At 65.0% G+C, this 19,849-nt stretch carries 15 protein-coding genes; 2 read left to right on the forward strand and 13 right to left on the reverse strand.

The window, feature by feature from the left end; all coding sequences use genetic code 11:
• Window positions 1–105 precede the first annotated feature (105 nt).
• Window positions 106–1,458 (forward strand): hypothetical protein, encoded by a 1,353-nt coding sequence (locus tag B5F89_RS04905; RefSeq protein ID WP_087430679.1) that lies wholly within the window; start codon window positions 106–108, stop codon window positions 1,456–1,458.
• 136 nt (window positions 1,459–1,594) lie between these two features.
• Window positions 1,595–3,109 (forward strand): nucleoside hydrolase-like domain-containing protein, encoded by a 1,515-nt coding sequence (locus B5F89_RS04910; RefSeq protein WP_158098419.1) that lies wholly within the window; start codon window positions 1,595–1,597, stop codon window positions 3,107–3,109.
• A gap of 102 nt (window positions 3,110–3,211) precedes the next feature.
• On the opposite strand, the gene B5F89_RS04915 is transcribed toward B5F89_RS04910, so the two are convergent.
• The 13 genes from B5F89_RS04915 to B5F89_RS04980 all read right to left on the reverse strand — a co-directional run bounded on the left by B5F89_RS04915 (window position 3,212) and on the right by B5F89_RS04980 (window position 19,819).
• Window positions 3,212–4,123: an ROK family protein gene (locus B5F89_RS04915; RefSeq protein ID WP_087430681.1), complete on the reverse strand. Its 912-nt coding sequence runs from the start codon at window positions 4,121–4,123 to the stop codon at window positions 3,212–3,214.
• Window positions 4,124–4,334: 211 nt separating this feature from the next.
• Window positions 4,335–6,596 carry a family 78 glycoside hydrolase catalytic domain gene (locus B5F89_RS04920; protein WP_087430682.1) on the reverse strand — a complete coding sequence of 754 codons (2,262 nt, stop codon included), beginning with the start codon at window positions 6,594–6,596 and terminating at the stop codon, window positions 4,335–4,337.
• Window positions 6,597–6,754: 158 nt separating this feature from the next.
• Window positions 6,755–8,293, reverse strand: a complete 1,539-nt coding sequence (locus B5F89_RS04925) for a DUF5605 domain-containing protein (protein WP_087430683.1) — start codon at window positions 8,291–8,293, stop codon at window positions 6,755–6,757.
• A gap of 83 nt (window positions 8,294–8,376) precedes the next feature.
• Window positions 8,377–8,805 (reverse strand): MFS transporter, encoded by a 429-nt coding sequence (locus tag B5F89_RS04930; protein WP_239286680.1) that lies wholly within the window; start codon window positions 8,803–8,805, stop codon window positions 8,377–8,379.
• Window positions 8,806–9,115: 310 nt separating this feature from the next.
• Window positions 9,116–10,606, reverse strand: coding sequence for a glycerol kinase (locus tag B5F89_RS04940; RefSeq protein ID WP_087430684.1), 1,491 nt, complete (start codon window positions 10,604–10,606; stop codon window positions 9,116–9,118).
• A gap of 187 nt (window positions 10,607–10,793) precedes the next feature.
• Window positions 10,794–11,738, reverse strand: a complete 945-nt coding sequence (locus B5F89_RS04945) for a transketolase C-terminal domain-containing protein (RefSeq protein ID WP_087430685.1) — start codon at window positions 11,736–11,738, stop codon at window positions 10,794–10,796.
• Window positions 11,739–11,741: 3 nt separating this feature from the next.
• On the reverse strand, window positions 11,742–12,716 hold the full coding sequence (locus tag B5F89_RS04950; protein ID WP_087430729.1) for a transketolase: 975 nt from the start codon (window positions 12,714–12,716) through the stop codon (window positions 11,742–11,744).
• Between the two features lie 134 nt (window positions 12,717–12,850).
• Window positions 12,851–14,269 (reverse strand): L-fucose/L-arabinose isomerase family protein, encoded by a 1,419-nt coding sequence (locus tag B5F89_RS04955; protein ID WP_087430686.1) that lies wholly within the window; start codon window positions 14,267–14,269, stop codon window positions 12,851–12,853.
• Window positions 14,270–14,725: 456 nt separating this feature from the next.
• Complete coding sequence (locus tag B5F89_RS04960) at window positions 14,726–15,736, reverse strand: LacI family DNA-binding transcriptional regulator (protein ID WP_087430687.1); 1,011 nt, start codon at window positions 15,734–15,736, stop codon at window positions 14,726–14,728.
• 191 nt (window positions 15,737–15,927) lie between these two features.
• Window positions 15,928–16,524 carry a recombination mediator RecR gene (recR, locus tag B5F89_RS04965; RefSeq protein WP_087430688.1) on the reverse strand — a complete coding sequence of 199 codons (597 nt, stop codon included), beginning with the start codon at window positions 16,522–16,524 and terminating at the stop codon, window positions 15,928–15,930.
• A gap of 24 nt (window positions 16,525–16,548) precedes the next feature.
• Complete coding sequence (locus B5F89_RS04970; RefSeq protein ID WP_087430689.1) at window positions 16,549–16,869, reverse strand: YbaB/EbfC family nucleoid-associated protein; 321 nt, start codon at window positions 16,867–16,869, stop codon at window positions 16,549–16,551.
• Window positions 16,870–16,969: 100 nt separating this feature from the next.
• A complete protein-coding gene (gene dnaX / locus B5F89_RS10315; RefSeq protein ID WP_087430690.1) occupies window positions 16,970–19,573 on the reverse strand; it encodes a DNA polymerase III subunit gamma/tau in 2,604 nt (867 codons plus the stop codon).
• Between the two features lie 51 nt (window positions 19,574–19,624).
• The gene (locus tag B5F89_RS04980) at window positions 19,625–19,819 is read right to left on the reverse strand and encodes a hypothetical protein (RefSeq protein WP_087430691.1); all 195 of its coding nucleotides are present in this window, start codon (window positions 19,817–19,819) and stop codon (window positions 19,625–19,627) included.
• Window positions 19,820–19,849: the final 30 nt, after the last annotated feature.

A 19,849-nucleotide genomic window follows, 5' to 3' on the forward strand; every position in this document is an offset into this window, starting at 1 on the left:
TTACCGTTTAACAGGTAAAACAGCACGCTTACCGGTCTCTCGTTGGGTATATCGTCTAGTTTTATATACTAAACATGTTTATACACTGTCTATGGAAGGATAGTCATGGCAGAAACCGACCTCGCAACACTCACCTACAAAACGGTGACCAAGCTCGGCGACTTTGGCCCCTGGATCTCAAAGCTCGTGCTCGAGCTGCCCGACGAGGTTGGAGTGAACGACGTCCGCCCCGCAACGTTTAACGTCTTCTGCGCCCGTCATGAGCGTACGGGAGCGGTTCTCATGCGCCGCGAGCGTGGCGCGGACCACGCTGCCCCCTCCATTGGCTACGTCCCGGTGCTGGCAGCCTATCCGTCAACCGAGGCGGGCGAGCGCCAGACCCGCGGATCGCACGTCGCGCTCGAGCTGCCCGAGACGCGCCTCACCAAGCACGTCGAAGGCGGTGTCATGGGCTCGCGCCTTATTGAGAACCGCTTCCGCGTAACGCAAACGGTCGCCATCCCCGGCAGCACCGACCCCATCACGGGCATGGTCTTCAACTCCTGCGCGGGCGATATCTGCCCCGAGCTCGATGGCTGGCATACCGCCGAGATGACGGAGACCGTCGAGGGCATCAAGATGGCGTACGGCTACTTCGAGCCTGACTTCACGCCAGAGCCCGCAGGCCCCTTTGGCCCCGCACGCGAGAAGCCCGAGAAGGCGGCCCTCATCATTTACCTGCACGGCGCGGGCGAGGGCAAGGGTGAGGGTCTTGAGGCCCAGGGCGGGCCTCTTACGCCCGAAGGCCCCGAGCGAGCCTACATCGGCAACCGCGTGACGGCGCTTTCCGGCAAAAAGATCCAGGGCTACTTCGACGGAGCCGCTTGGGTGCTTGTTCCCCAAAGTCCCACGTTCTGGATGGACAACGGCGTCGAGCAGCTCGGCCATAGCAACCAGAGCATCTACGTTCGTGCGCTCAAGGCGCTCATTGACGAGTTCATCGCGTGCCACGCCGGCCGCATCGATACGTCGCGCATCGTTGTCGGCGGCCTCTCCAACGGCGGCTTTATGACGCTGCGCATGTGCCGCGATTATCCCGGCTTCTTTGCGGCGGGACTCCCCTGCTGCGCGCCGTGGTACAACGCGACCGCCGAGGACGTCGAGCTTCTGGCCAAAACGCCCCTGTGGTTCACGCACAGCAAGGGCGACGAGCTCGTCAACCCCACAGAGACGGTTCTTCCGCTCTACCGCGCGCTCGAGGACGCCGGCGCGACCGCGCATGTCACGTACTTCGACCATGTCGAGGACCTTACCGGTGTGTATCACGAGGCCGATGGCTCGCCCAAAAAGACGTTTAACCACGGCGTGTGGATCCACGTGTTCAACGACTTCTGCCGAACCGACATCGACGGCACGAACGTCATGATCGATCGCGAGCCCGTGGGCATGTGGGAGTGGGCGGCGCGCCAGCGGGCATAGCCTCCCATGGCGGGGGCGGGGCTTCCCCCTGTGCGTTTCCCGCAGGCAAAGCTGAGGACCACGCACAGGGGGAAGCCCCGCCCCCGCATGCACGCAACGCCCCTGCGCACACAGACAAGAGGAAAGGATGCCGATTATGGCTGTCAACGAGCTGCCGCGAGTGATCGTTACTACAGACCTTGAGGTGGACGATATGAACTCGCTCATCCACTTGGCGCTGTATCTCAACCTGTTGGATGTGGAGGCCATTGTCACCACTGCCTCGCAGTACCACTTCCTGGGCGATGGCGAGCACATGCTCGGCGAGGTCACGCCGCATTGGCGCACCAAGGGCATGCGCTCCTGCACGTGGAAGGTCGTTCCCCACGAGCCCGACCCCGAGGCAGGCTCGCTCACAAGCTACCGCCCCTTCCCGCGCACATGGGTCCAGGACCTTTGGACGCACGAGTACGCCCAAGCCTGGCCCTACCTCAGTGAGAATGCCGCAGCGGCGGGCGAGCCACCCTTCCCCACCCCCGAGCAGATGCTCGCGCGTACCTATGAGGGAAACATTGCCTTCGAGGGCGACATTCGCGCCGACACCGTCGGCTCCAACGTCATCAAGCAGGCCATACTCGACAACGACCCACGCACGCTCTGGCTTCTCTCTTGGGGCGGCATGAACACCATCGTGCGCGCCCTTATATCGATCGCCGAGGATTACCAGGCAACCGACGCCTGGGACGAGGTTCGCTCGCGCATTTATGCCAAGGTCCGCGTGCTGGGCGTTACCAACGGTATCGGGCAAGATAACTCCTGGCTCGATCACGGCCAGCCGCTCTTTCCCGACCTTGTCTTTCTGCGCGTGCCCTTCATGTACGGCGGCTACGTGGACGCCGTGGCGGCGCAGCCCGACAGCATCGATCTCTTCCGCGCGCCCTGGCCGGAAGAGCACCTCACGCAAAACAACGGCCCGCTCATGGCGCGCTACATGCTCTATGGCGACGGCAAGGTGTACGAGAACGAGCCCGAACGCTTCCAATTTGGCCGCCACGCGACGCTCGACTGGGGGCTCGACGGTATGCAGCCCATCCACTTCACGCCCGGCGACTTCATGGCCGAGGGTGACTCGATGACCTACATACCGCTCATCCCCTTCGGCCTGCGGGGCGCCACGGACCCAGGCTTCTCGACCGTACTGGGTCCCCTCTTTTGCGATAGCGTCGAGAGCACAGGTGACGGCATGAGCTTTGCTGACCTCGGGCACGCTCCAGAAGACAACCCTAACCCGTATCTGCGCGCCTACCAGGAGGACTTCGCCGCACGCGCTCAGTGGTGCGCGCATAAGCCCGCCGCCTGCAACCACGCCCCCGTGATCGAGGGCGTCACGCCAGACATGGCCGCCGCCCCCGGCGCGACGGTTGAGGTCGGCGCGTGGGTATCGGACCCCGATGGCGACGTGCTTACCTGCCGCTGGGCGGTCGATGCGCTCTCGAGCACCTATAGCGGGGCGCACAACCTCGCCTCATGGCGCGTCGAGGGGGCGACCGCGTACTTCACCGTACCTGCCGATGCCGCCCCGGGCGACCACATCCCCCTCACCCTGCGTGTCCAAGATGCCGCCAAGCGGCCCTGCACGCGCTATGCGCAGGTTGCCGTAACCGTGGAATAAGCGGCAACAGATCAAAATACAAGGCGGTGCGGGGCGCCACGTAAAGCGCCCCGCACCGCCTACTTGTACCGGTTTGACACTCCCCCAAAGGAGAGCGCGGCCTTACGCCTCTGCCAGGCGCTTGGCCTCTAGCACGGCGCCGTAGATGTTGGCGTCGTTGCCGAGTTCCGCGCGCTTGATAACCGGGCGCGGGAAGCCGGGGAGCATGTGCTCGAGAGCCTTGTCCATCATGCGCTCGAACGCGTCGAAGAGCTCCGGATGGCAGCTGATGCCACCCGCGATGGCAAAGACCTCGGGGTCGAGCACGGCCTGCAGGTTGATGAGCCAGTTGTCAAAGGCGAGCGCGTACCGGTCGAGGCCGCGGATGGCCGCCTCGTCGCCTGCCTCGATCCACTTGAAGAAAATGCGGCCGTCGACCGATTTGTCCACCGGCTCGCCCTTTTCCTCAAAAATGCGCTCGCGCAGCGCCATCCAGCCCGCGGTCTGCGCGAACCACGTGCCCGGCGTCACAGGGTCGGCGGTGTTGTTGTTAAGGAAGCTGAACTCGCCCGCAAAGCAATGCGCGCCGCGCAGAGCCTTGCCGTCGATGACGATGCCGCCGGCGATACCGGTGCCGATGCCAATGGTCACGCCAAAGCGCGTGCCCTTGAGGGCGCCCGCGGCGTACTCGCCAAGACCGGCGCACTTACCGTCGTTGTTAACGGCCACGGGCATGCCAAAGCGCTCGCGCATGAGCTTGGCGAGCGGGCACTGGTCCATGTAGGTGAGGGCGCCGCCGCGGTGGATGGTGCCATCCGGGTCGTCCTCCATGACGGAACCGGGAACGCTCATGCCAATTGCCACGACTTGGTCGCGATACGGCTCGACGAGCGAAGCGAACGCCTCGACTGCCTCCTCGGCAGAGGAGAAGTCCGTCTTGATGGAACCTCGGTCGCCGACGAAGTTGAAGTCCTCGTCCATAATGGCCCACTTGACCTCGGTGCCGCCCACGTCAATGCCGAAGTACTGCTTCATTGTTTGCTCCTCAAGAATCGAAATCAGATGCTGCCGCGCGGCAGGGGCGCCGCACGCTTACTATTCAGCTTACGTCAGCCCGCCCTTTCTTCAACCTGTAAAAAGAGAAACGGGCAGGTTAATCGGGGAACGGCGTTAACAAACGAACTGTTTGCCAACGCCGTTTGAACAACAGATGAGCACGACGCGCCGCGCTGTCGTCAAGCCTCTTCTACGCGGCGCAGCCAAAGCGGTGCGTGCCACCGGCAACCGCGCACACCGTACCGTCGGGGAGCTCCACGTCTGCCGAGACGCCCTCGGGCACCGTGCACTCGAGGTCAAAGCGACCGTTCTCGCAGCGCCAGAAGACCTCGATGCGCCCCTGCACCGACTCGAAGGCGCAGCGAGCCCACGTGATGCCCTCGCCCGGCTTGGGCGCGATGCGCACGCGCGCATACCCCGGCGTCGCCGGCGAGATGCCGCCGATGACCTGATAGATCCAGTCGCACACCGCGCCCAGCGCATAGTGGTTGAAGCTCGTCATATCGCCCGGGTTGATGGAGCCATCCGGCAGCATCGAGTCCCAGCGCTCCCACGTGGTGGTGGCGCCCATGCGCACCGGATAGAGCCAGCTGGGGCACTCGTCCTCCAGAAGCAGGCGGTACGCCTCCGCCACGTGCCCGTTCTCAGAAAGCGCCCAGGTCACATACGGCGTGCCGGCAAAGCCGGTCGCAACCTTGTAGTCGCCCTCGCGCACGAGCTCGGCCAAGCGGTCGGCCGCGGGTGCCACCTCGTCGCCCTCAAGCAGGCCAAAGTGGAGGGCCAGCGCATAGGCCGCAACCGCGTCGGAGGTCAGACGGCCGCCCTCGAGCACATACGTGCGACGGAACGCCGCACGCGAGCGCTCTGCGAGCTCCTCCCAATACGCGCGGTCCTCGGTAAGGCCCAAAATCTCGGCCGTGTCTGCCGCGATGCGGGCACTACGGCAGAGGCACGCCTGCGCGATGAGGTACTTGTCGGTCTTGCCATCCATGGGGGCCTCGGGCGGGGCGGCCGGATCGAGCCAGTCGCCAAGCTGCAGGCCCGTGTCCCACAGGCCCGTATCGGAGAGGCGCTCCTCCACGGCGCGCAGGTGCATCCCCATGGCGGGATATTGCGCGGCAAGCGCATCCTTGTCGCCGTAGACCTGCCAGAGCGTCCAGGGCACCCAGCAGCACGCGTCGCCCCAAAGCGCCAGCTCGCCCACCGTCTTCCAGAAGTGGTCGCTGTACTTGACCACATCGGGTGCCACCACGGGTACGCAGGAAAGCGCGTTGTGCGCGGTCTCGGCCATGAGGGTCTCAAGCCAGTCGCCCAAGAACGCCGAGCAGTCGTACTGGAACGCCGCCGTGGGCGCAAAGACCGCGATGTCGCCCGTCCAGCCCATGCGCTCGTCGCGCTGCGGGCAGTCGGTGGGGATGCTCACAAAGTTGTCACGCTGGCTCCAGAGCGTGTTCGAAACGAGTTTGTTCACGTCATCGTTCGAGCACGTGAACCAACCCGTACGCGGCAGGTCGGAGCTGATGGCCACAGCCTCGATATCGTCTGCGCCAAGCTCGCCCGGCCAACCCGTGACCTCGGCATAGCGGAAACCGTGGAAGGTCAGCGTGGGCTCAAAGACGTCCTCACCGCCCGAGAGAATAAAGGTGTCGGTCGCCTTGGCGGCGCGCAAAGGACGCGTGCCCAGCTCCTCGTGCTCAAGCACCTCGGCATGACGCACGACAACCTCGGTACCGCGGGGGCCAGAGACGCGCACGCGCACCCAACCCACGATGTTCTGCCCAAAGTCCACGAGCGTCTTGCCCGCCGGGCTCTGCCAGATGCGCACCGGACGGAGCGTCTCGGTCCGGCGTACGGGCGGCATCGCCTGCGCATAGAGCGTCGCGTGGTCGAAGGCGACCTCGTGCACCTCGAGCGGGTGCTCAGCGGGGTCGATGCGCGCATCGATGGTCTCGCCGTTGTAGAGGGAGTTCTCGGTAATCGGCGTTGCGCAGGCGTGTGCCGTACCATCGGCCGCGGTCACCGCAACCTGGCGCGAACCGTCGGCGTAGACAATCTCGAGCGCGCCGATGAAGCCGAGCTCCTCGCCGTAATCGATCTTCATAAGGTCGAAGCCGAGCTCGCCGCGCCACCAGCCGTTACCAAGCAAGACCTCGATCTTTGCCGCACGGCCGCCCGCGCGCACGAGGTCGGTAACGTCCGCCTCCTGCACGGCAAGACGCCACTCGTATGCAGTCCAACCGGGGTTCAGCACCGCGTCGTCCACCGAGACGCCGTTCACGCGCGCCTCGTAGATGCCGTGCGCCGTCGACACCAGACGCGCCGAAGTCACGGCGCTGGCCGGTCCCTCAAGCTCAACATCGCAGGTGAGCCCAATTGCCTGGCCGCGCGGGGCATCCGCCCCGATCATGTGCGCGCCGGCGAGCAGCTCAACTGCAGAAAGTGTTTCCGTCATGATCCCTCCCCTGCTTTGGCGGCATCACGCCGCCAGATTGCGCCTCAAATACATGCATACCCGCGCACGCTGGGCGCCTTTCTCTGGGCTATGAGATTGCTTTCTTGAAAACGACGGAGGGGCAGCCGCTCGCGCCAACCGCCCCTCCAAAAACTGGCTTACGCAGTCTTGTCGACTGCCTTGATATGCAGCAGCATGTACTGGCGGCTCGGCAGGTCCACACGTACCTGGCCCTCGTAGGTGCCCGGCAGGGTCTCGACCGTCATGTTCCACGTGTCCACCACGTCGATCGTATAGGTCTTGCCCTCGGGCAGGGTAAGGTCGCGGTACGCCGGACGGAAGAAGCCAAAGTACATGACCACGTCGTCGGTGCCTTCGCTCCAGTCGTTAGCCATACAGGCAATATCCCAGTTCATGGTGCCCAGGCAGAAGCCCTTCTCATACGGCACCAAGTCCATATCCTCCGGCAGGCTCTCCATGAACTGACGGCAAAACGCGATGCGCTCCGGGCTCTCGCCGTAGAGCTTGCCGCCGTGTGCCCACCAGATCTTGGGGCCGCGGTCCACAAAGGTCTCGCCGTGGGTGACGTATCCGCCGCGGAGGCATCCCTCCCAGAAGCGGCGCGTCTCCTCCTGGGCGGTCAGGTTGCCCCAGCCCCAGGTGGCGTTGCCCTCGTAGCCAACCTCGTCCACCAGCACCGGCTTGCCGTAGGCGGCGCGGAGCTCCGTCACGCACTCGGCGGTACGCTGCAAGTCGCAGCGCTGCCAGCTCACGTGCGTGATCCACGGGTGACTGTGGTCAAAGAGCGTGCGGCAGTTGTGGATGCTGCGCAAGTGACCATACGGGTCGTTCGCCATAACAATGCGCGCGTACTGGTCCCAATCCTCGACCGGCTTTTGCGGCATAAGGTCGAACTCGTTAGCGAGGCTCCACCAGATGTTCCGGAAGGCGCTGTAGCGACGCGCCACATAGGACAGGTAGAAGGCGTCCTCGTCGCGGGTCATCTTAGAGAAGCCCCACTCAGGCTTGTCGTAGGGATGCAGCAGGATGATGTCGGCCTGGATGCCAAGCTCACCCAGCTGGGCGATGCGATGGTCGAGGTTCTCCCAGAACGGCTCGTAAAAGCGCGTGTGGTCAAAGCCCTCCTCGATCGAGCCCTCGTACGCGTACATCGCCGGATTCTCGAGGTTGTAGTCGTAGAACTTGGGGAAGATGCACATGCGAATCTTGTTAAAGGGCGCATGGGCGAGCGTCTCGAGCGTCTGCTCCTGGCACTCCGGCTCCTGGTTGGTCCAAGCGTAGGCCGTGGTGCCAAAGGGCATAAAGCGCGTGCCGTCCTCGTAGGAGAACGTGTGGTCGCCGTGGGTGTCAAAGGGCGTGCCGCCGTGCTTGACGTCGCGGGTCAGAAGGACGCGGCCGTGGTTACCCTCGCTAGCGGGCGTGACCTCGACCTCGCCGGTGACGCCGGCAAGCGCTGGGTCGCTCCACGCGGTGCGATAGGTCCACGTGCCGGCAGAACGCGGCATGAAGCGGATGCCGTAGTGCCCCTCGCCGCGGTAGAAACCGCGGACCTCGACGGCGTCGGTACCATCAGCGCGCTCAAACGTCGCCGTCAGCGTGACGTCCGCATAGGGGTTCCCCCCTGCCGTGCCCTCGAGCACGAGGTCGAGTACGCGATACTGCTCAACGGTCTGCATAGTTGAGCTCCTCTCGCAAACGGTCCGGGCGCTGCCCGGAAAACCGCCGCGAGCACACGCCCACGGCGGCGGGCCGAACGAAGTTACTTGACCTTCTTCACCATCATAATGAAGACCACGCCGGCGAGAACGAGCGCAATCGCGACCGGGAAGGTCAGGAAGTACGAACCGGTGCTGGCAACAATGCCCGAGGTGACGGCGGGGGCAACAGCCTGGCCGAGCATGTTGGCGAGGTTCTGGATGCCCATATCCTTGCCGGCCTCCTCCTTGGAGGGCAGAACGTCGACGTTCAAGGCCTGGTCGACCGCGGAGTAGATGCCGTAACCAAAGCCGGAGAGCGCAGCGAAGATGTACATGCTCACAGCGGAGGGCATGAGCCACGGCACAGCGAAGGCGATGCAGATGATGAACGACGAGGCGGCGATGAGCGGCTTGCGCTTACCGATGCGGTCGGAGATGACGCCGGAGATGAGCGAGGTCACAAGCGACACGACCATGATGATGACCGACAACGTAAGGCCGGCGTCAACGCCCTCGCCGCCATGTGCGGCCTGGAGGGCCGTTGGCTCGCCCGCCCCGACGAGATTGACTACGAGGCGGAGTGGGCGCGCTTTGAGGACGTGCTCTTCCCGCTGCCCTTGTGGGAGGGCTACCGGTAAAAGCCGGTCTGAACCAAAATGCCGCGCACGGCCATCTTCTTACCCCCAAACGACACCCAACCAGAAGGGCCCCGGGGTATCCCTCGGCGAACATTCCGCAGGCCAAAGGCCGAGGACGTTCGCCGAGGGATACCCCGGGACCCGTTCCTGAGAAGTGTCGTTTCTACCCCGCGAAGGCAATGGCCGCCTTGACGGCACGGCGCCAGCCCTTGATGCGGGCGATTCGATCGTTCTCGTGCATCTTGGCGTCCCAGCTCGCACGAGGCGCCACGCTGTGAGCGACGTCCTCGGGATAGAGACCGAGCGCAATGCCGGCGCACCATGCTGCACCGAGGCCGCTCATCTCGTCGTTACCCGCCGCCACGATGGGTACGCGCAGCATATCGGCCACAAACTGCATGAGGTAGGCGTCGCGCGTGGGGCCGCCGTCGACGCGAAGCTCGGCCAGACCCACACCGGAGTCGCGCTGCATGGCATCGACCACATCGAAGATCTGAAACGCAATCGACTCCACTGTGGCGCGCACAAACTCCGCGCGCCCCGTGGTGCGCGTCATACCAAAGACCGCACCGCGCGTCTCGGCGTGCCAGTGCGGCGCGCCCAGCCCCGTAAACGCGGGCACCAGATACACGCGGCTTGCAGGATTAGCCGCAAAGCAGAGGTCGGTCGTCTCGGCCGGGTTCTCAATCATCTCCATATCATCGCGGAGCCACGTCTTAACCGCGCCCGCATAGTTGATGTTGCCCTCGAGCACATAGACGGTCTTGCCATGGCGACGCCAGCCGAGCGAGCTCGAAAGGCCCGCGGTCGAGCGCGTAAGCTCGCCACCAACGTTCATCATCACGCTCGAGCCCGTACCCATGGTGGCCTTGGCCTGACCGGATGCATAGCAGCCCTGCCCAAAAAGCGCCGCATGGGAGTCGCCCATGACGCCGTGGATGGGAACCGGTGCGGGCAAAAAGCCGTCGAGGTCGGTCATGCCAAAGCACGCGTCGGAGTCGGTCACCTCGGGCAGCCACGCGGAGTCGATGCCAAAAAGACGGCAGCAGCGCGTGGACCACTTGAGCTTCTCGATATCAAAGAGCTGCGTGCGGCTCGCGTTGGAGTAATCGCAGCGGAATTCGGCCCCATGCGTGAGCGTCCAGACCACCCACGCGTCGATGGTGCCCAGATGCAGCGCACCCTCGCGCGCGAGCTCGCGCGCCGCCGGCACGTTCTCCAGAATCCACGTCATCTTGGCAGCGGGGTAATAGGGCGAAAGCGCCAGGCCCGTGCGCTCGCAGATGATGTCCGCCGCGCCCTCGCGCTGCGCGATGCGGTCGCAAACCTCCTGGGCGCGAGCGCACTGCCACACGATAGCGTCGCAGATGGGCTCGCCTGTGCGCGCGTCCCACGCCACGGTGGTCTCGCGCTGGTTGGAGATACCGATACCGGCAACGTCAGCAGGGTCAATCCCCTGTTCCTCCACAACGGCGCGCGCCACGGCGAGGACGTTCTTGGCAATCTCTGCCGGGTCATGGCTCACCCAGCCGTCCTCGTTCACCTTCTGCTCATGGCTGCGGTCGGCGCGATGCACGAGGCGCCCCGCCTCGTCCACCAGCAGAGCCTTGGTGCCCTGCGTCGACTGATCGATGCCGATTATGTAACGGCCCATAGGCCCTCCTTAGGAAAGAAACGTGATCAAACGCGCATGTTTTTGCCGAGGCGTGAGCAGAAATCCGTACGTTCCTGACGGTTTAGGCCCTCTAAACGTCAGAAACGTACTGATTCTTGCACCCAACTCCCCTCAAGCCGTCGAGAACACCGATGCCGGCGGGAAGGGCGACAGCTGCCAGCGGTTCCTACGCGCGTGCCAGCGTCTCACGGGCCGCCTTGGCAATGCCTGCGGCATCGAGCCCGTAGTGGGCAAAGACCTCCGGCGAGGTACCCGTGATAACGGGCGCATCCGGCAGCGACAGGCACGTGAGCGGACGCGGGCACGAGGCGCCCAGCACCTGGGCGACCATGGAGCCGAGGCCGCCGGTGGGCGCCGCCTCCTCCACCGTCACCACGGCGCGCGCCCCGTTTGCAGCGCGCACCACGGCGTCCACGTCAAGCGGCTTTACGCAGTACATGTCGATAACGGTTGCCTCGATGCCCTCGGCAGCCAGAGCCTCGGCCGCGTCGAGCGCGGGGCGCACCATCTCGCCGCAGGCGATGATGGCAACGTCCGAGCCCTCGCGCAGCCATGTGGCGCGGTCCATCTCAAAGGGGCAGTCGCCTGCCGTGTACACGTCCGCCACGGCGTTGCGGCCCACGCGGATGTAGGCGCACTGGTCGTCGGCCATAAGGGCGCGGGTGAGTTTCTCGGTCTGCCACTCGTCGGAGGGGAGGTAGACGCGCATGCCGGGGATGGCGGCCATGGCGGCGATGTCCTGCGCGGAGTGGTGGCTCATGCCGAGGGCCCCGTAGGAGACGCCGCCCGAGATGCCGAGCAGCTTGACGTTGGTGCGCGAGTAGGCGCAGTCGACCTTAGTCTGCTCGTAGCTGCGCGTGGTGAGGAAGCACGCCGGCGACGCGACCCACGGCTTCTTGCCGCACGCAGCGAGGCCCGCAGCCATACCGACTGCGTCCTGCTCGGCAATGCCCGCCTCCACGGCCTGCTCGGGATAGGTGTCAAAAAATGGCGTCATGGATGCAGAACCGCGGGAGTCGGAGCAAACGACCACCACGTCTCGGTCGCCGGCCGCGGCGGCCTCCATGAGGACCTCGCAGATGACCTGCTTGTTCGCCTTTGTCTTAGCCATCGCTTAGGCCTCCTTGCAAGCGGGGTTTACCGGGCAGTCTGCCGCAGGCGCCGGCGCGGCGGCACCCGCACGACCGGCGAGCGCAGCCACGGGCGCGGTGGCACCGGCACGCTCGACCGTAAAGTCGAGCGCGGGCACAAAGGCCTCGCCTGCCGCCGCGGCCTCGGCGTGCGCCGCGAGGTCCGCCGTGATCTGGGCGTACTCCTCGTCGTTTGGCAGATGATGGTGCCAGCCCGCCTTGTTCTCCATAAGGGAGCTGCCGAGGCCCTTGACCGTATCCATAATGATCGCGGTGGGGCGGCCCTTGGTGGCAGCAGCCTCGGCAAAGGCGGCCTCAAGCGCGGCGAGGTCGTTACCGTTCACGCACACGGTGTGCCACCCAAAAGCAGCCCAGCGCTCCTCCTGGCTGTCAGCGTGCATGACGTCCTCGGTGTTGCCGCTGATCTGAAGGTGATTGCGGTCAATCACGGCGCAAAGGTTGTCGAGCCCATAGGTCGCGCCCGCCATGGCGGCCTCCCAGATGGAGCCCTCGGCAAGCTCGCCGTCGCCCATGACCACATAGGTGCGGTATGCGCGACCGTCCATCTTGCCGGCGAGCGCCATGCCCACGCCCACGGGCAGCCCGTGTCCGAGCGAGCCCGAGTTCATCTCGATGCCGGGCAGCTTGTTGTTGGGGTGGCCGATGTAGGGGCTGCCGAACTTGGAGAAGCGCGCCTTCACGTCGTCGAGGTCGAGGTACCCAAAGTGGCAGAGCACCGCGTAGTACGCCTCCATGGCGTGCCCCTTGGAGAGCAGGAAGCGGTCGCGTTCAGGGTCCTCGAGCTTGTCGGGCCCCACGTTCATGACCTTGCCGTAGAGCAGCATGAGCGCGTCGATCACACTCATGTCGCCGCCGATGTGTCCGCCGCCGCCCGCGACGATGATGTCGACGGCGTCTTGGCGCAGCTGCCAGCGCAGCTGCTCAAAGTTCTCAGTCATCTCATTCCAATCTCGTATGCGTTCCGTCAACCCAAGCGTGGTAAAGGCGCCCGAGATTGCCCCGAAAGCGGAGGGCATAGACCTTACGGTCATGCCCGACGGCTTGAGGGGCAAGGTCGGGTGCCTTGGGTACGCTACTCGCCGCGAAGGTATGCGCGGACGTCCTCCTCGATGGGATCGTAGAAATCGGGGGTGATGCCGAGGTACTTGCAGGCCTCGTAGAGCACCGGCACCACGTTTTGGTGGATACCCACGACGTGATGGATGTAGGGACCCTCGACGATCTTGGCCTCGAGGCGCTTCAGGTTCTCCACCTCAATCCAGAGGTAGGTACCCATGCCCTTGGGGCCATCGATGCCGCGGGCGTTGCCAAGCAAAAGCGAGTACTCGCCGTTGTCGCCGTCAAAGCGGGCGAGCGTGAGCTCACCGTGCTTGGCCTCCGCGGTGAGCGCGCCAGGGTGGTCGAACGCGAGCGGATAGGTGAGGCGCGGCATCTCGCAGGCAACCGAGCACGGCCAGGGGCCGCAGTGCTGCAGAAGCTCGCCGTTCTCGTTGTCGGGGTGGCGCACCGTCCAGTCGGCAAAGAAGCTGCGGGTCTCACCCATGCCGGCCGCCTCGACCATAAGCGCGGAGATGGCGCCGTGGATGTCAGTCTCGCAGACGACGGGAATGCCCATCTCGTTCAGGATCGCGTTGGCGGCGCAGGGCATGATGCCGAGCTCGTCCTGGAGGGCGTTCCAGCACTGGATGGCGCCGGCTTTGCAGCCGTACTTGTCGATAAGCGCCTTCATGCCGTTGGCGAGCGCCGCGACCGTGCGCGTCTGCTCGGAGGTGATCTCGATCTTCATATGCTCGCCGATCCACGCGAGGGTCTCGGCAAGACCGGCCTCGTCGGCCTCGGCGGCGCGAACAGCCTGGATAAGCTCAGTCATGGGCACGGGCGCGAGCTGGATGTTGAACTTCTCGAGAAGCTCGCCCTCGTTCACCATCGTTGTCCAGAAATCGAAGGGGCGGGTGGACATCTGCAGGATGCGCGTGTGGCGGAACGTCTTGACCACGTTGCAAACCGCCAGGAAGTCGCGGACGCCGCGCTCAAACTCCGGATCGGTCAGGCGGCAGTTGGTCATGTAGGTGAAGGGAACCTGGAAGCGGCGGAGCACCTTGCCCGTGGCAAAGAGGCCGCACTGGGTGTCGCGCAGACGCGTTCCGTCCGGCTCGGGGCGCTCGTCGCGCGGGCCCCAGAGGAGCACGGGCAGGCCCATCTCGCGCGCGAGGCGGGCGCACAGGTACTCGGTGCCAAAGTTGGCGTGGCAGAGCATGATGCCGTCGACGCCCGCGGCGCGGAACTTGTCGACGATGGGCTGGATGTGGGAGTCGTCGAAGAGCAGACCCTCCTCGTTCACGTCGTCGATGTCGACGAAGTCAACCCCAAGCTCCGTGAGGCGCTCGGCGGTGAGGCCGCGGAACTTGATGGCATCGGGCGCGGAGAAGATGCTCCGGCGCGTGGGTACGTATCCGAGTTTGATATGAGGCTTAGATGCGGCGACGTTCATGACGCTCCCCTTCTGACACGGCTCGCGCACTCGCGCGCGAGCCACCGGTCCCATGGTTCGAACACTGTCAACTAAACGTTTTACACTTTCGCATACCTATTATGCCAAAGATTAAGGTAAACGGTCGTATAAACAAGGTGAACGGCAACAAGGATGCTTACCTGCGCGCTGTCTACAAAGGGGGACGCGCAGACGATGGGGTTAGGCTCTCGCAGTATTGGCTAAATGTCTGACTCTCCAGACTGAACTCGAACCGGCAGAATAATGCGCCCGCGGCTTCAATGCATCAAAAAATGCGCGAAGTAAGTGGGCTGTGCGGTTCTTGCGCTGCAGTTTGCGCGGCACAGTCTCAATCGGCCATGAAACGCCAGTGCATACTTTAGTTTACTAAAGAGCTTTACAACAGGGCCGACGAAGCTCACTTACTTCGGCATGTTTTCGAGCGGAAGGGACGTCCTAATGCTCGCAGACGCTCTTGCGCTCCACAAAGTAGGTGCTCACGAGCGTCTTGCACGTGTAGTTCTTGGGGTTGTTGACGTTGCCTACCAGGCGACGCACCGCAATCTCGCCCACCTCGTGCTTGAGCACGTGCACGGTGCTGAGCGGCGGCGTGGAGAATGCGCCGATGGAAAGGTCGTCGAAGCCGATGATCGAAACATCCTCGGGCACGCGGACCCCCGCCTCGGCGAGCGCGCGCAGGGCGCCCACGGCAAGCACGTCGTTGTCGGCAAAAAACGCTGTCGGCAAGTCAGCTTGATGAATGTTCGCGAGTTTTGCCTTCATATCCTCGTACGCACGCTCGAGCGTGGTGCCAAGCTCGATGCGCCACAGGGGGTCGAAGCCCAGTCCCGCTTCGTCAAGCGCACGGAAGAAGCCGCGCTCACGTGCGCGAAAGTTCTGGATGCGGAAGTCACCAGAAAGATAGCCGATCCTTTTGTGCCCACGCTCGGTGAGATAGCGGACGGCGCGCAGCGCCGAGCCCTCGTTGGCCATGACGACGGCATCGAAATCAAACCGGTCGCTCCAGCCGTCGAGCACCACAAGGCGCGCCGCGGTATCGCGGAAAAGCGCGTAGTCCTCCTCACCGAGCTCGGTGCCGAGCAGCACAATTGCGGCAGAAGGATCGCTCACAAGCGCCGCCACCTGCGGACGCACGGCGTCGAGGTCGGAGAAATCGAGCGAGACAAAGGCGGTGCCCATGCCGTGGCGGCGCGCTTGGCGCTCCACGCCCTCGATAACCGAGGGGTGAAACGTGCTCTCGTCCACGATGGCACCGGTCTTGCGGGCGAGCACGAACGTGATGGCGTCGAGCTGGGAGGGGTGCTGATAGCCCATAGCCTTGGCAGCGGCGCGGATCTTCTCGGCCGTCTCCTCGCTCACGTTGCGCTTGTGGTTGAGGGCGTTGGAGACCGTTGCCGGCGAAAAGCCGGTGGCACGGCTAATCTCGCGTACACTTACCTTGTGCATGGGGCACCTCGCACTAAACAAATTGCAATACTGTTTACTTTTCTGTTTATACCATCGTTCTGAACGTGCCGCACGCGATTCTTGCATCGGTGAACGGCGGATTCAAGCTAGCGAACGGTCCCTGTCGGGCATATCGGGCGCGGCCTTACACGCATACGTTGGCCGCGCGGTACCCCTGCGCAAGCGCCTAGCTACAGCGTGCGACGCGCCTCGATGGCACGGCCGAGCGTGAGCTCATCGGCGTATTCCAGATCGCCTCCAACGGGGAGGCCGCTCGCAAGACGGCTCACCGCAATGCCGAGCGGCTTGATGGTAAGTGCGAGATAGCTCGCCGTAGCCTCGCCCTCTACGTTGGGATTCGTGGCGAGGATGACTTCCTCTGTTCCCTCCGCGGCCAGGCGCGCGAGGAGCTCGCGGACGTGCAGCTGCTCGGGGCCGATCTTGTCCATAGGGCTGATGACGCCCCCGAGCACGTGGTAGAGCCCCCGGTAGGAGCCGGTGCGCTCGATAGCGGTCACGTCGCGCGGCTCGGCAACTACGCAGATGCGAGTACGGTCGCGCGTGGAGTCCTGACAGATGGGGCATTCGTCTGCCGTGGCGTAGTTGAAGCAACGGCTGCAGAAGTGCACTTCCTCTTTAACCTCGAGGATTGCCTCGGCAAGACGACGGGCCTCCTCGGCATCCGCCTCGAGGAGGTGGTAAGCGATGCGCTGCGCGCTCTTGGGGCCTATGCCCGGCAGGCGCCCGAGCTCATCGAGCAGCTTCTGCAGACTCTGGTTGGCAGCCACGGCGACTCCCCCGCTTCAATACAACTAGAACGGCATACCCGGGATGTTGAGGCCGCCGGTGATAGCGCTCATCTGGCGGTTGGCGGTCTCGGCAACGCCTCGGCTGGCCTCGTTTACCGCCGCCACGATCATGTCCTCGAGCATCTCCACGTCAGCGGGGTCGAGCGCCTCGGGATCGATCTTGATGGAGGTAAGCTGCATCTCACCGTTCATGGTCACCTTGACCATCCCGCCGCCTGCGGAAGCGTCGACCGTGACCTGGGAGAGGTTCTCCTGCGCGGCGGCGAGCTGCTCCTGCATCTTGCGGGCCTGCTTCATCATCTGCTGCATGTTCATGTTGGGCATGCGAATCTCCTCGTATAGGGCCGCGTTGGCGGCGTTTTAGCTGTTGTGCTGGTGCATCGTACCACGAAGCGCCACCCTCCGGCAGCGCGCCCCGGCATCTCTACTCTTGATGGATGACGACTCCCGTACCAAAGACGTCGCCCAAAAGCTTCATGGCGTCCTCGGAGGTCTCGGGTACCTCCGCCGGAGGGGCGGCATGGTTGAAGACCGCTCGCGCGTCAAAGTCGGGCTGCGTGGGCGCGGCAGGCGCGGGAGGGACCGGAGCAGCGGGGGCCACCGGGGCAGCAGCCGGCGCGACGGCCGGCTCCGACGGGGCTGGCGCTGTTGCAGCAGCTGGCGCGGCGACAGGCGCGGCGGGCTCGGGAGCAGGCATATCGAAGGGAGGAAGGTCCTCGTCCTCTTCAAACCCAGCGATAAACGCGTCGTCGTAGGGGACGGCCTCGTCCTCCCATGCCCGCCGGTCCTCGTCAACCGTGGGCTCTGGGACGATCGTGGGGCCGCTCGTCTGGTCCGCCGCGGGTGCGGGAGCAGGGGTGTCGCCGCCGGCAAACGGCACAAACCCGGGAGACGTTGTCCGCGGGGCCGGCGCGGCCTTAGGCGAGGGCTGGGCTGCGGGAGCTGAAGAGGGAGCAGGCGCCTCGGGTGAGGGCGTCGACGCCGCCCCCGGCGCAGGCGTTGAGGAAACGGAAGGCGCCTCGGGCGTAGGAGCCGGAGAGCTAGTCGCCTCGGGAGCCGGTTCAGGGACGGCGGCAGCGGGCGCAGGCGCGGGGGCAGCGGCAACGGATGCGGAAGCAGCGGGCTCGGGCGCCGGAGCGACCGGTTTGGCAGAAACGGCAGGAGCGGAAGAGGCAGCCGGGGCAGGCGCGCTCGGGGCGTCGCCCATCACGTATACGACCTTGCGCGGGCCAAACACCGATGCCACGACAGGATGGACGGCCGCCTCGGAGTCGGCCCGGCCGAGCATCTTGATAGCAAAGCCGGAGCCCGCCGGGAAGGCCACCGTGAGCACATCCCCATCGTCACTTTTAGCGCGTGAGCTCTGCAGGAGCGCTCCGCGCGAGGGCTGGGCGGCCGTAACACGGCGTACTACCTCGGCCCACCGACGCTGGAGCTCGCCAGCGTCCACCGCTGCGGCGGGAGCGGACGATGTATGCTCAGCAGCTACCGCGGGCGTGGGCGCTGAGGGTGCCGACGGCGCGAGAGCGGCGGGGACGGAAGGGGCCGGAGCAGCGGGGGCAACTGGGGCAGCAGCCGGCGCGACCGACGGCTCGGGCGCGGCGGGCGACGAAGCGGCCGGGGCCGCGGGAGCGGGCTGAGCCGAGGCGGTGGCAACGGGTTTTGTCGGCGTCGCCGCGGGTTTTGCCGGAGCCGCCACGGGAGGCTTTACCTGGGGCATCGTCTGCGGCTTGGCCTGGGGCATCGCCGGGGGCTTTGCCTGAACGTTTTCCTGCGGATCTGGGTGGGCCTTTGCTTGCGCCCGACCCATCATTGCCACCGCAGCGCCGGCATCGAGCGGCGCCGACGGGACGCCGGCGGCAAGCTGCGCCTCGATACGGTCAAGACGATCGGCAAGGGCCTCGAGCGTAAGATCGGACTCCGGCCGCGCAAGACGGGTGAGCGCGATCTCGAGCACCAGGCGCGTGTCGGCAGCCGAGCGCATCTCGAGCGCCGCGTCATCGAGCACGGTCAGAGTGCGCGCCAGGCGGTCCGGCCCCTCAAAAAGCGCCGCCTCGTCTGATAGCGCCGCAATCTCCTCGGGCGTTGCGTCTACCACCTCGCGGCGCGCCCCGGCAACACGCACCATATACACGTCGCGCAGATGCGCAATCAGATCGCGCGTGAGCTCCATGAGGTCGCCGCCCTCATCCACTTGCTCGCGCACGAGGGCAAAAAGCGTTGCCACATCGCGGGCGGCAATGGCGCGGGCAAACTCGGCGAGCACCGACCCTGCCACCTCGCCTAAAAGCGAGCGCGCATCGTCAATGGTCACCGAGCCGTTACCAAAAACCGACAGCTGCTCAAGCGTCGACAAGGCGTCGCGCATGCCGCCGCGGGCGTGTTTGGCAACCACCTCGAGCGCCTCGGCGTCGTAGGCAAACCCCTCCTGCTCGCAGATGTACGAGAGCCGGCCCACAATGTCCTCGTTGGAGATGCGGTGGAAATCAAAGCGCTGGCAACGCGAGAGAATCGTCTCGGGAATCTTCTGCGGGTCGGTCGTGCACATGACAAACACCACGTGCGAGGGCGGCTCCTCAAGCGTCTTCAACAGCGCATTGAAGGCGGCCACGGTGAGCATGTGGACCTCGTCGATGATGTAGACCTTGTAGGCGCCGCGCACCGGTGCGAAGTTGACCGAGCCGATGATCTCCTCGCGGACGTTATCGACACCGGTGCGGCTCGCCGCGTCGAGCTCGTAGACGTCTGGGTGCGTTCCCTCGGCAATCTGCTCGCACTCCGGGCAGGTCCCATCGGGCATGCAGCCGCTCGCCCCCTGCTCGCGCGCGGCAGCGGCCTTCTGGCAGAGCAGGGCCTTGGCGAGAATGCGCGCCATCGTGGTCTTGCCCGTACCGCGCGGGCCGCAGAACAGGTAGGCATGGGAGAGGCGACCCTCGGTCACCGCATGCTCGAGGGTGGAGACGATATGCTGCTGACCGACGACGCTCTCAAAGGTGAGCGGGCGGTATTTCCTATAGAGCGACTCCATAAACGGTCTCCTTCAGCGTCAAAACGATCACGCAAGCGTAAGCGCGCGAGGCTACAGGCCCCGGGCGTCGAGCCTTCGGTCAATGTCCTTTAGGGTGATGCGCGTGGCAAACAGCTGGCGGTACGTCGCGGTCTTCACCTTGTTCTCGGACCGGAGCTCCTCCATACGCGCGGAGACGTCGGCAAGTTCTGCGCGGACCTCCGCGGTAAAGGCGTCGTAGGCGCCGAGGCGCTCAGCTGCATCCATAACTCATCCCCTCACTCGGACCCGCCATGC

This window comes from Collinsella sp. An307 (genome assembly GCF_002161805.1).
GTDB lineage: Bacteria > Actinomycetota > Coriobacteriia > Coriobacteriales > Coriobacteriaceae > Coprousia.